Origin of the sequence: Pseudomonas sp. 1912-s (assembly GCF_029269205.1) — a bacterium.
Classification (GTDB): Bacteria; Pseudomonadota; Gammaproteobacteria; order Pseudomonadales; family Pseudomonadaceae; genus Aquipseudomonas.
Genome location: NZ_JARIXR010000009.1, coordinates 243,337 through 255,347, shown reverse-complemented (window position 1 = coordinate 255,347; position 12,011 = coordinate 243,337). Strand labels below are relative to the sequence as shown.

Sequence of the window (12,011 nt, the reverse complement as noted above, 5' to 3'; positions counted from 1 at the left end):
ACCTCGCCTAGGCTCGGTGTTCCCTCACTCCGGCATTGCTCCGCGGGCCGCCGCGACGGGGCGTCCCTGCCCCGTCGCGGCTAAACCGGCGTCCTGCCGGTTTACCCGCTCCTCAATCCCTGCGTTCGGCCTCGGGCTTATTGGGGCAGTCAGATCAAGATCAAAAGCAAGAGCACAGCGGCCTACAGGCCGGCTTGAGTGGTAGAAGCCAGAGCAAGATCAAGGGCACACGCAGTCTAAATGTGGGAGCGGGCTTGCTCGCGAATGCGGTGTGTCAGTCACCAAATGCATCAACTGAAAGACTGCATTCGCGAGCAAGCCCGCTCCCACATTTTTGACCGTGCCCGCTCTGGCTTTAGATTTTGATTTTGCCTTTGCTTCACACCACTCAAGCCGGCCTGTAGGCCGCTGTGCTGTTGATCTGCTTTTGATCTTGATCTTAGGCGCCCCGTTAAACCACGCTGGCCGAACGCAGGTAGTACGGAGCGGGTAAACCGGCAGGACGCCGGTTTAGCCGCGACGGGGCAGGGACGCCCCGTCGCGGCGGCCCGCGCAGTAGTACCGGAGAGAGGGCACACCGAGCCTAGGCGAGGTGCCGAGTGGTGGGGCAAGAGCGTTTTGCTTACTTTTGCGCTTTTCAAAAGTGAGCCGCTGTAAGAGCGGAACCCTAAGTGGCCATTACAAAAATAACGGATATGCCCCCAGGCCCCAGCAGCCCAACACATTGGCGTATCCTTACCCCTCCATCCCAAGGCCCGATCAAAAAATGCTGGTGATTTCCAACAACGTGCACCTCCCCGACGCCGAGATCGAGTTGACGGCCATCCGCGCCCAGGGCGCCGGCGGTCAAAACGTCAACAAGGTTTCCAGCGCCGTGCACCTGCGTTTCGACATCCCGGCCTCGTCCCTGCCTGACTTCTACAAGGAACGCCTGCTGGCCCTGCGCGACAGCCGCATCACCAGCGAAGGCGTGCTGATCCTCAAGGCCCAGCAATACCGCACCCAGGAACAGAACCGCGCCGACGCCCTCGAGCGTTTGGTCGAGCTGATCCAGAGCGCCACCAAGGTCGAAAAAAAGCGCCGCCCCACCAAACCCACCCTGGGCTCAAAAAAGCGCCGCCTCGAATCCAAGACCAAACGCGGCAGCATCAAGGCCGGGCGGGGCAAGGTCGACTTCTAGCTCGCTTCCCGTTCTTCGCGATACTTCGGCGCCTGCCGGTACAGGTACAGGCTCAACAGCAACCCGCCAAACGCAGCGATCGCCGCAAACAGGAAGATCGAGGCAAACCCGAACCCCGCCGCAATCGCCCCGGCCAACGGCCCGGTGATCCCCAGCGACAAGTCGATAAACAGCGAATACGCACCCACCGCCGCGCCCCGGCTTGAAGCGGGCACCAGGTTGACCGCCTCCACCCCCAGCGCTGGAAACACCAGGGAAAAGCCAAACCCGCTCAACGCCGCACCCGCCAGTGCCAGGTGAGGATCCGGCGCCAGCCACAACAGCAGCAGGCCCAGGGTCTCTACCGACAGGCAGGCAATCGCCACGCGAAACCCGCCAATCCGGTTGATCAAATTCCCGAACAGCAACCGCGCCCCGATAAAGCTGGCACCAAACAGGCTCAGGCACAGTACGGCGTTATCCCAATGCTGGGTCGCGTAATACAAGGTGATGAAGGTAGCGATGGTGCCAAACCCGATCGAGCCCAACGCCAGCCCGCAACCGTGGGGCAGCACGCGCCCCAGTACATGCATGAACGGCAGGCGCTCGCCCACCACGATCGGTGCGGCGACTTTCGGCCAGGCCAGGAGCAGGCCCAGCACCGCCAGCAGGATGATGCTGACGCCCATGCTCCACAGTCCGAAATGACTGACCAGCAACACCCCCAGCGGCGCGCCGATGGCCAGGGCGCCGTAGCTGGCGATGCCGTTCCAGGAGATGACCTTGGCGGTGTTTGCCGCGCCGACCCGGCCGATGCCCCAGCCGATGGAGCCAGAGCCCACCAGGCTTTCAGCGCTGCCGAGCACCAGGCGGCCGATCAGCAGGCTGGTGAGGCTCAACGCCGGCAGGTGCGATAACCACGCCGAGAGCAACATGAACACGCCGCTTAACCCGCAACCGGCCAGGCCGTACATGACGGCGCGTTTGCTGCCGCGGTTATCGATGATGCGCCCGGCATAGGGCCGGCTCAGCAGGGTGGCCAGGTACTGCACGCTGATCACCAGGCCCGCGATCACGGCGCCAAAGCCCAGGTCGCTGTGCACATAGCCCGGCAGCACGGCCAGCGGAATGCCGATGTTCAGGTAGCCGATAAAGGTGAACAGGACGATGGAAACGACTTGCAGCGTGACCGCCATGGGGCGCTGGGTATCTGGCATGGGGAGAGGTCCACTGTCGCAGCAGGAAAAGATAGGCTGCTTATGATACCGATGCTGGGCGTGCGCGGGGGCAGGAAACCAAACTTTTAGCGATCGGCGGGGTTGAGCAGTTGCGTGGTGACCAGCGCGGCGAGGGCGTTTTCCTGGGTGCCGAAGCGCTTGAGCAGGAGTGCCTGTTTTTCCGGGGTGAGGCGGTTCCAGACATCGACCATCTGCAGGGCAGTGTCGAGCAGGGCTGTATCGGGGGGGGTGTCGGTCATGGCGGGGCTCACGGTGTTCAGGCGGTGTGGAAAGCGCGCAATGTCACGCTTTCCACACGGTCTGGGTACGGCACTCAGTCTTCGCTTTTGCGGTCGACCGGTTTTGCCTCTTTTGGCTCGGGCTTGCTGGCGCCGGCCTGTTGCGGGGTTGGCTGCTCAGTTTCGCGCAGGCTTGGGAAGGGGAGATTAGGGATTTCGTGCATCGTCGTCGCTCCTCGCAAGATCTGTTTTATCAATCGCAGGTGATTCCGCGCTTTCAAAAAGCCTGTGCAGGATACAGCACTGTAAATGACAGAAAGATTTTATCTCGGAAAATGAACCCGTCTTCATCCCGCTGCGCAAGTGACGTGGCGCCACAGGTGGATCCATTGTCATCGTACAACATCACCCTTAACGGATTGACATCGCGCTGCTGACTGAATATAACGCTAATAGTTGTATGACGACATATGACGTTACAGTTTTATAGCGCCCGTAATACGGATGCGCTCGGTCGCAGAACGTACGCCTCAAATCTAAAAATAATTAAGGTGAAGCGATGAAAATCAAAGGCATCCGTTGGTGGATGGTCGGGCTGATGACGGTCGGCCTGATTATTAACTACCTGGCCCGCAACACGCTCTCAGTCGCAGCCCCTACGCTGATGACCGACCTGAGCATCTCCACTGAGCAGTACTCCCATATCGTGGTTGCCTGGCAGGTGTGCTACGCCTTGATGCAGCCGATCGCCGGTTATGTAATCGACGCGATTGGCACCAAGATGGGCTTTGCGATCTTCGCCATTTCCTGGTCTGTGGTGTGTGCCCTGGCGGCGTTCGCCACCGGTTGGCAGAGCCTGGCGGTGGCCCGTGGCGCGCTGGGGCTGACGGAGTCGGCGGGCTTCCCCGGCGGCGTCAAGGCGATTACCGAGTGGTTCCCGGCCAAGGAGCGCTCCGTCGCCATCGGCTGGTTCAACTTTGGCTCCTCGTTTGGGGCGTTGCTGGCGCCGCCACTGGTGGTCTGGGCAATCTTGCACAGCGGCTGGCAGTTGGCGTTCCTGATCGTCGGCGGCATTGGCCTGGTGTGGAGTGGGCTGTGGCTGCTGCTGTACAAACACCCGCGTGACCAGCGCCTGCTCGCTCAGGCCGAGCGCGAGTACATCGAGGCCGGCCAGGAAACCCATCTCAAGGAAGGCGCGCAGAAGAAAGCCAGTTGGAGGCGCATCCTCAAGAGCCGCAATTTTTTCGCCATGGCCTCGGCGCGCATGCTCTCGGAGCCGGCCTGGCAGACCTTCAACGCCTGGATTCCGCTGTACCTGATGACCGAGCGGCACATGAACATCAAGGAAATGGCGCTGTTTGCCTGGCTGCCGTTTCTCGCTGCCGACATCGGCTGCGTGCTGGGCGGCTACCTGAGCCCGCTGTTCCATCGCTACTTCAAGGTCTCGCTGTTCACGTCGCGCAAGCTGGTGATGTTGTTCGGCTGCCTGTGCATGATCGGCCCGGCCTGCATCGGCCTCGTAGACAGCGCCTACACCGCGATTGCCCTGCTGTGCGTCGGCGGTTTCGCCCACCAGACCTTGTCGGGCGCGCTGTTTTCCATCGCCTCGGACTCGTTTGGCAAGAACGACGTGGCCACCGCGACCGGCGGCGGGCAGATGTGCGGGTTTATCGGGGCCGCGGCATTTACCGCCGTGTTCGGTGTACTGGTGACCAAGGTCGGCTACAGCCCGCTGTTTGTGGTGCTGGCGATTTTCGACATCATCGCCGCCATCGTGATCCTGGCGGTAGCCCGGGAGATCGTTAAAGGCCCCGAGCCAGTCGCCCAGACCGGCCAGGGCGGCACGTTGCTGCCGGTTTAGCCCTGACGCTCCATCGCGGCCTTGTAGAGCGAGTTCTTCGGCTGGGCAAACACCCGTGCCAGCATCGGTTCGAAGAAGCTCAGCGGCAGGGTGTCGTAGGCCGGATCGAACGCCGCCGCGTCGTACTGCGCGCAGAACTCGATGGTTTGCCGGTACTGCGGATGGTCGCCAAATTGCTCGCGCAGGTGGCGGTCCATCCCCAGGTGATGGAAGAAGTAATAGCCCTGAAAGATCCCGTGCTTCTCCACCATCCACAGGTTCTCGGGGCTTACAAACGGCTTGAGGATCGCGGCGGCGATGTCCGGGTGGTTGTAGGAGCCCAGGGTGTCGCCGATGTCATGGAGCAGGGCGCACACCACGTATTCTTCATCGCGCCCGTCGTGCCAGGCACGGCTGGCGGTTTGCAGCGAATGGGTCAGGCGGTCCACCGGGAAACCGCCGAAGTCGCCCTCCAGCAACCGCAGATGCGCGAGGATCCGGCTGGGCAATTGCCGGGCGTAGGCGCTGAAATCCTTGGCGATGATCGCCCAGTCTTCCTGGGTGCCGTCCTGCATATGGGTGAAGCGGGCCTGCTGGTTCATCAAAGCCTCTCTTATTGTTTTTGAGGGACGGGGCTAGAACGGCACCTTGCCCAGGATCATGTCGCGGTACATCACAAAATCCCCCAACAGGCTGTAAAGCGGATGCTGGAAGGTCGCCGGGCGATTCTTTTCAAAGAAGAAGTGGCCGATCCAGGCAAAGCTGTAGCCGGCAACCGGGAGCGCCAGCAGCAGCCACCAGGCGCCTTTGCCAATGGCGAACGCGAGAATGAAGATAACGAGGCTGGTGCCGATAAAGTGCAGGCGACGGCACGTACTGTTGCCGTGTTCGCTCAGGTAATACGGGTAGAAATCGGCGAAGCTGTTGAATTGTCTGACATTTTCCACAGTATCCGGCCCTCTGGTTATTGTTCTGCCCGACAGATGTTCGGCGGGGAGCTTATTTGAGTCTAGAGTCATCAGTGGTAACAGCCAGTGACAATAGATGCCACTTTAGTATCCTTCGGATTCCTGGCTGTCGTTTCAGCCTTCCTTGTTAAGAAAACGCCATGAGCGAACGAACGACTTCTGCAAGCTGGGCGATGGGGATAGTCAAGGCGCTGGAGATGGACGGCCTGGATTGCCGTGCCTTGTTCAAGCAGCTCGGCCTGGATTACGCCGCGCTGAACGACCCCGATGCGCGTTTCCCCCAGGACTCCATGACCCGGCTCTGGCAGCGCGCGGTCGAGCTGTCGGGCAACCCGGCGATTGGCCTGAACATGGGGAAGGTGGTGCGACCGGCGTCGTTTCATGTGGCCGGTTATGCCTTGATGTCCAGTAACACCCTGGCCGAAGGCTTTATGCGGCTGGTGCGTTATCAGCGGATCATTGCTGAAAGCGCCGACCTGAGTTTCCGACTGTTACCCGAAGGCTATGCGCTGATTCTTACCGTGCACGGCGATCACCTGCCGCCCACCCGGCAAAGCGCCGAAGCCTCCCTGGCGAGTGCGCTGGCGTTGTGCGGCTGGTTGACCGGGCGCACCCTGCAGCCGCGCAAGGTGCTGGTGCAGGGCGATCAGCCGGCGGACCTGGCGCCTTATAAACAAGCCTTCCATGCACCGCTGGTGTTCAACGCGCCCTATGACGCGCTGATCTTCGAGCGGGCGGACATGGAAGCGCCGTTGCCCACGGCGAACGAGGCGATGGCGTTGCTGCATGATCGTTTTGCCGGGGAGTACCTGGCGCGGTTTTCCGAAAGCCGCGTGACCCACAAGGCGCGCCAGGTGTTGTGCCGGTTGCTGCCCCAGGGCGAGCCCAAGCGCGAGGTGGTTGCGCAGACGCTGCACCTGTCCCAGCGCACCCTGCAGCGCCGCTTGCAGGAGGAGGGCACCAGTTTCCAGACCCTGCTCGACGACACTCGCCGCGAATTGGCCGAGCAATACCTGGCGCAGCCGAGCATGACCCTGCTGGAAATTGCCTACCTGTTGGGGTTTGCCGACCCGAGCAACTTCTTCCGGGCGTTCCGTCGTTGGTTCGATGCCACGCCCGGCGAGTACCGGGCGCGGTTGCAGGAAGCGCCCGTCAGTGACGCCAAAACGCCGGAATGCACAGCACAAACACCGTAATGATCTCCAGCCGGCCGAGCAGCATGCCCAGGGACAGGATCCACTTGGCGGCGTCCGGCAGGGTGGAGAAGTTGCCGGCCGGGCCGATGGTTTCCCCCAGGCCCGGGCCCACGCCGGACACGGTACTGGCGGCGCCGGTCAGCGCGGTCATCCAGTCCAGCCCCAGCAGCGACAGGGCCAGGGCGATGGCGCAGATGGTGATGGCGAAGAAAAACGAAAACGTCAGGATCGAGCGCACGATTTCTTCATCGAGGCGATGGCCGTTGTACTTCTGCTTGATCACCGCGCGCGGGTGAATCAGCTGGTTCAAGTTGGCCTTGAGCAGGATGTAGGCCACCTGGAACCGAAAGATCTTGATGCCGCCGGCGGTGGAGCCGGAGCAGCCGCCCACAAAGCCCAGGTAGAAGAACAGCATCAGCGAGAAATTGCCCCAGATGCTGTAGTCCCCCAACGCAAAGCCGGTGGTGGTCACCACTGAGGTGACGTTTACCGCCACGTGGCGCAGCGCGTCCAGCCAATGCAGGTCGGTGGTCCACCAGTACCAGGTGCCGAGTACCAGCCAGGTCACCAGCAGCAAACCGAGCAAGCCTTGCACCTGCTGGTCCTTGATCAGCGCCCGGCGGTTGCCCCGCAGCGTGGCCACATACAGGGTGAACGGCAGGCTGCCCATGATCATCACCACCACCGCCACCCAGTGCACTGCGGGTTGTTTCCAGTGGGCCAGGGATTCATCGGAGGTGGAAAACCCGCCGGTGGAAATGGCTGACATCGCATGGTTGATCGCATCGAACAGGCCCATGCCGGCCCACCAGAACGCCAGGCTGCCGAGGATGGTGATGCCCACGTAGGCCGCCACGATCAGGCGCGCCACCATGTGCGAGCGGGGCATGACCTTTTCCGAGCGGTCGGAAGATTCGGTCTGGAACAGGCGCATGCCGCCGATGCGCAGCAGCGGCAGGATCGCCACCGCCATGCCGATAAAGCCGATGCCGCCGAGCCAGTGCAGCAAGGAGCGCCAGATGAGGATGCCCGGGGACATGGTGTCCAGGCCGCTGAGCACCGTGGAACCCGTGGCGGTGATGCCGGACATGCTTTCGAAGAACGAGTCGGTGTAGCTGATGTGCTGGGTCAGCAGAAACGGTAGCGCGGCGAAGATGCACACCACCAGCCAGCTGGTCACGGTGAGGAGGTACATGTCCCGCGGGCGCAGGTGCACGTGTTCCGGGCGGCCGGGGATGACCAGCGCCAGGCCTGCGATGAACGTGATCATGCTGGCCCAGAGGAACGATGGCAGGTCGCTGGTGCGTTCGAAAAACACCAGGGTCGCCATGGGGATGACCATGGCGATCGCCAGGGTGATCAGGAAGATGCCGATAATGAAACCGATTATCCGTAAGGTCGGCAACGCCATGAGGTCCGCTCGGTGTGACAGGGAAAGGCGCCATTCTACCTGCGGTGCAGGGCAAGTAAACCGGGGCGCAGCTGACAGCGTATGAACCCGGTGGTGAGTGGGATTTTTGTGGTGAGCGGGCTTGCCCCGCGCTGGGCTGCGTAGCGGCCCCAAAAAAAACGCCGGGTTCTTTCAGGAAGAACTCGGCGTTTGCCATTAGGGCTGCTGCGCAGCCCAGCGCGGGGCAAGCCCGCTCGCTACAGTGATCAGAACTCGTGATCAGCGTTATCCGGGTTCAAGTCGCTGATGCCCAGCTTGCCAGCGGCCTGTTCGATCGAACCGGTCTGCTTCACCAGCGCGGCGATGGCATCACGCACGATCTGATTGCCTTTGTCGTTACCGGCGGCGATCAGTTGGTCGTAGTGCTCACCGTTGTTGGCGTGATCCACCATCACCTGGATCTTCGCTTCGGTCGATGCCAGGTCAGCCTTCAGGGTTGCGTCGGCAGCCGGGTCCGCCTTGGCCACCAGGGACGACAGGCTGGCGCCGGTCATTTTGGTGCCGTCGGTGCGGGTGTACTCGCCCAGGTAAACGTTACGAATACCCTTGGCGTCATAGAAGTGCGAGTTGTGGGTGTTGTCGCTGAAGCAATCCTGTTCGTCTTCCGGCGAGTTGGCTTCCAGGGAAACCTTCATCCGCTCACCGGCCAGTTCGCCCAGGGACAGGCTACCCATGCCGAACAGCATTTTGCGCAGGCCATCGGTCGCAGGCTCTGCTTCCAGCGTGGCGCGGTAGTTGTCTTCGACGTTGGGTTTCCAGTTGCCGACCATCTCTTCCAGGTCGCTGACCAACAGTTGCGTCACGGCGCGCAGGTAGGTGCGGCGACGCTCGTTGTGGCCGCCAGTGGCGCCATCACCGGTCATGTAGTCCGAGGCTGGACGGTTGCCGGCGCCCGGGCCGGTGCCGTTCAGGTCCTGGCCCCAGAGCAGGAATTCAATCGCGTGGTAGCCGGTGGCAACGTTGGCCTCGGAACCGCCCAGCTCATTCAGGCTGGCGAGTTTTTCCGGGGTGATGTCTTTCACGTCGACCTTGTCTTCGCCGACCTGGATCTCGTTGTTGGCAATGATGTTGGCGGTGGCACCAGGGTTGCCCAGGGCGTGTTCGTAGGTCTTGTCGACGTAGTCGATCAGGCCTTCGTCCAGGGGCCAGGCGTTCACCTGGCCTTCCCAGTCGTCAATGATGGTGTTGCCGAAACGGAACACTTCGCTCTGCAGGTAGGGCACACGAGCGGCGATCCAGGCGGTACGGGCCGCTTTCAGGGTGTCGTCGTTCGGGTTGGCGAGGAAGGTGTCGATCGCGGTTTGCAGGGTTTTCGCGGTGGACTCGGCATCGCTGTACACCGCGAACACCATGTCTGCGTAATGCGCGACCACCGCCTTGGCGGCGGCTTCGTCAACCTGGCCTGCCGGGGCAGCCGCCGGGGCGGTAGTGCTGGCGGCGGCCGGGGCTTGAGGCGCGGCGGCCTTGTCTTTGCCTTCACCGCAACCGGCGAGCGAAATGGCAATGGCGAGAAGGCTGGCGGTGGCCAGGGGCATACGAATCATGGCGAACATCCTGCTTCGGTTGTTGATGGGGCACGCGGGGGGGCGCGCAAAACTGCGACATAATGCGAAAGATTTGCATTTTGTGTAAAGGGTTATAAGTAGGAAATATTTAGTATCGATTTGCCGGCCACCGGTGCGCGTGCTCCCGGTGGCCGGCATCGCCTCAGAGAATGGCGGCGTTGTTGCGCTGGGCCTGTTTCAAATAGGCCACCAACTCCCGCGCCGGCAGGGGTTTGCTGTAGTGGTAGCCCTGACCTTCGTGACAGCCCTCGGAGATGATGTAGGCCTCCTGTTCGGCGGTCTCCACGCCTTCGGCGATCACCTGCATGCCAAGGCTTTTGCCGAGCTGGATGATCGCCCGCACGATGGTCGCATCGTCGTCGTCATCCAGCAGGTCCTGGACGAAACTCTTGTCGATCTTGATCTTGTCCAGCGGCAGGCTTTTCAGATAGCTCAGGGACGAATAGCCGGTGCCGAAGTCATCAATCGCAATCAGCGCGCCAGAGCGGCGCAGGCTCAGCAGATGCTGGGCGGCGGTGCTGATGTCTTCCATCAGGCCGGTCTCGGTGACTTCCAGCTCCAGGCTGCGGGGCGGCAGGCGGTAGATTTGCAGCAGATTGTTGACAACCCGTGGCAGCTCGGCGTGGTGCAGTTGCACCGTCGACAGGTTGACCGCCATGCGCAGCTCGGTGAAACCCAGGTCGTGCCATTCCCGCAGTTGCCGGCAGGCCTGGTCCAGGACCCATTCGCCGATGGCAATGATGGTGCCGTTCTGTTCCGCCAGCGGGATAAACAGGTCGGGTGGCACCAGGCCGTGCTCCGGGTGCTGCCAGCGAATCAAGGCTTCGACCCCCACCACGCGGTGGTCGAGGTAGCTGATCTGTGGCTGGTACACCAGGTGGAACTGCTCGCGGCTCAAGGCATCGCGCAAGTCTTTTTCCAGCTCGCGGCGGCGGCGCATTTCGCTGTCGACGCTGGCGATATAGAACTGGTAGCGGTTGCGCGAACGGCTCTTGGCCAGGGTCATGGTCTGTTCGGCTTTTTGCAGCAACTTCTCGGTGCTGTCGCCGTCTTCCGGGAACAGGGTGATGCCGATGGTGGCGCGCAGGCGGATTTGCTCGTGCCCATCGTCGAGGGCGAACTCCGCTTCCAGGTCATCGAGGATGCTTTGTGCCAGCTCGGCGGCTTCATAAGGCTGCTCGATATCGGCCTGCACCAGGGCGAACTGGTCGCCGCCCAGTCGGGCCAGGGCACCCAGGCGGCCGCTGTGGGCGCGCAGGCGGTCGGCGAGGGCCAGCAGCAACTGGTCGCCGGCTTGGTAGGTGAACTGCTCGTTGACGCTTTTGAAGTCATCCAGCCCCACACACAACACGGCGACCCGACGTTGCCGGCGGCCGGCGTCGATCAGGATCTTGTCCAGTTGCTCCTGCAGTTTCTGGCGGTTCGGCAAACCGGTGAGAAAGTCGTATTGGGCCATGCGCAGCAGGCTGTTTTCCGCCTCATGGCGCAAGTGCGTATTACGCTCGATGGATTCGAGCAACTGGTTGGCGGTGTTGATCCAGATCCCCAGTTCGTTTTTCTCGTGGCCTTTCAGCTGCGGGATCTTGTGCTCGCTGGGCCGGTCGGGGTTGATCGAACTCAGGTGCTCGATGATTCGCGAGAGCGGCTTGGTGAGCAGCCAGTGATAGACCAGGTACAACACCAGGCCCATGGCCAGTGCTCGCAGCACCCCGGAGATAAAAATGATCACTGAGCTGACGAGAAACCCTTTGCCGTAGGTGGCGGTGTCGAGGGTGATGCTCAGGTCACCGTAGTACTCGCTGTAAGGCCCGCGCCCCACCAGCGGCGTGGTGAACGTGCGTTCCTGGCCCAGAATCAGGTCGGTCAGCCAGCGGCTCGGGGATTGTTGCAGGTCGCGGGTTTTTTCCGCGAGCATGGTTTCGTTGGGGTGGCCGATGGAGGCCATGCGCACGGCATCGTCCTGGAACAGGCCTTCGATGACCTGCATGCCCATCTCCCGGTCCAGGCTGTAGACGGCCTGGGTGGACGGGTCGCGAAACATGTCGAGGATGCGCTGGGCATCACCGGCCACGGCCTGGCGCGTCTTGTACGCATCAAAGACGATTTGCGCCGCGCTCAGTACCACGCCCACTGCCAATGCCGAAAGCAGTACCACCCGTAGCAACTTCACCGACAAGCTGTTTTTGAGTTCCAGCTTCAAAGGGTTATTCCTTGTTCCATGCGGGTAGCCTCAATATGCCATGAGTATTGGCAATCCCGTGAGGGCAGTCAAAGGGACATTGTGGCCAGGGCAGGTTTTACGGTTTAGATGAGGCGCCTTGGGTATGACGTTGGGAGGGGAATGGGGAGAGAGGCCAGGCTTGCAGAACGGTCGGCG

At 61.9% G+C, this 12,011-nt stretch carries 11 protein-coding genes; 3 read left to right on the top strand and 8 right to left on the bottom strand.

Translation table 11 applies throughout. The features are described 5' to 3' along the window. Positions 1-766: 766 nt before the first annotated feature. A complete protein-coding gene (gene arfB / locus P3C29_RS14685) occupies positions 767-1,180 on the top strand; it encodes an alternative ribosome rescue aminoacyl-tRNA hydrolase ArfB (protein WP_010169885.1) in 414 nt (137 codons plus the stop codon). Here the strand turns inward: arfB and P3C29_RS14680 are convergent. From P3C29_RS14680 to P3C29_RS14670, 3 genes are all read right to left on the bottom strand, one after another. Beyond that, a complete protein-coding gene (locus tag P3C29_RS14680; RefSeq protein WP_010169884.1) occupies positions 1,177-2,376 on the bottom strand; it encodes an MFS transporter in 1,200 nt (399 codons plus the stop codon). The two genes, arfB and P3C29_RS14680, sit on opposite strands and share 4 nt — an antisense overlap. A gap of 86 nt (positions 2,377-2,462) precedes the next feature. Continuing rightward, positions 2,463-2,636, bottom strand: a complete 174-nt coding sequence (locus P3C29_RS14675; RefSeq protein ID WP_226477393.1) for a hypothetical protein — start codon at positions 2,634-2,636, stop codon at positions 2,463-2,465. Between the two features lie 74 nt (positions 2,637-2,710). After that, complete coding sequence (locus P3C29_RS14670; protein WP_010169882.1) at positions 2,711-2,839, bottom strand: hypothetical protein; 129 nt, start codon at positions 2,837-2,839, stop codon at positions 2,711-2,713. Positions 2,840-3,201: 362 nt separating this feature from the next. On the opposite strand from P3C29_RS14670, the gene P3C29_RS14665 reads away from it, so the two are divergent. Continuing rightward, positions 3,202-4,476, top strand: coding sequence for an MFS transporter (locus tag P3C29_RS14665; protein WP_201126232.1), 1,275 nt, complete (start codon positions 3,202-3,204; stop codon positions 4,474-4,476). On the opposite strand, the gene P3C29_RS14660 is transcribed toward P3C29_RS14665, so the two are convergent. Further along, positions 4,473-5,057 (bottom strand): HD domain-containing protein, encoded by a 585-nt coding sequence (locus P3C29_RS14660; protein ID WP_275964791.1) that lies wholly within the window; start codon positions 5,055-5,057, stop codon positions 4,473-4,475. The two genes, P3C29_RS14665 and P3C29_RS14660, sit on opposite strands and share 4 nt — an antisense overlap. Positions 5,058-5,090: 33 nt before the next feature. Next, complete coding sequence (locus P3C29_RS14655; RefSeq protein ID WP_017475724.1) at positions 5,091-5,402, bottom strand: DUF962 domain-containing protein; 312 nt, start codon at positions 5,400-5,402, stop codon at positions 5,091-5,093. Positions 5,403-5,563: 161 nt separating this feature from the next. On the opposite strand from P3C29_RS14655, the gene P3C29_RS14650 reads away from it, so the two are divergent. Next, positions 5,564-6,619: an AraC family transcriptional regulator gene (locus P3C29_RS14650; RefSeq protein WP_010169878.1), complete on the top strand. Its 1,056-nt coding sequence runs from the start codon at positions 5,564-5,566 to the stop codon at positions 6,617-6,619. Here P3C29_RS14650 and P3C29_RS14645 read toward each other — a convergent pair. From P3C29_RS14645 to P3C29_RS14635, 3 genes are all read right to left on the bottom strand, one after another. Then, complete coding sequence (locus P3C29_RS14645) at positions 6,576-8,030, bottom strand: TrkH family potassium uptake protein (RefSeq protein ID WP_275964790.1); 1,455 nt, start codon at positions 8,028-8,030, stop codon at positions 6,576-6,578. The genes P3C29_RS14650 and P3C29_RS14645 overlap by 44 nt on opposite strands. A 245-nt stretch (positions 8,031-8,275) precedes the next feature. After that, the gene (locus P3C29_RS14640; protein ID WP_010169876.1) at positions 8,276-9,613 is read right to left on the bottom strand and encodes an imelysin family protein; all 1,338 of its coding nucleotides are present in this window, start codon (positions 9,611-9,613) and stop codon (positions 8,276-8,278) included. A gap of 163 nt (positions 9,614-9,776) precedes the next feature. Further along, positions 9,777-11,834: a bifunctional diguanylate cyclase/phosphodiesterase gene (locus P3C29_RS14635; protein ID WP_201125167.1), complete on the bottom strand. Its 2,058-nt coding sequence runs from the start codon at positions 11,832-11,834 to the stop codon at positions 9,777-9,779. Positions 11,835-12,011: the final 177 nt, after the last annotated feature.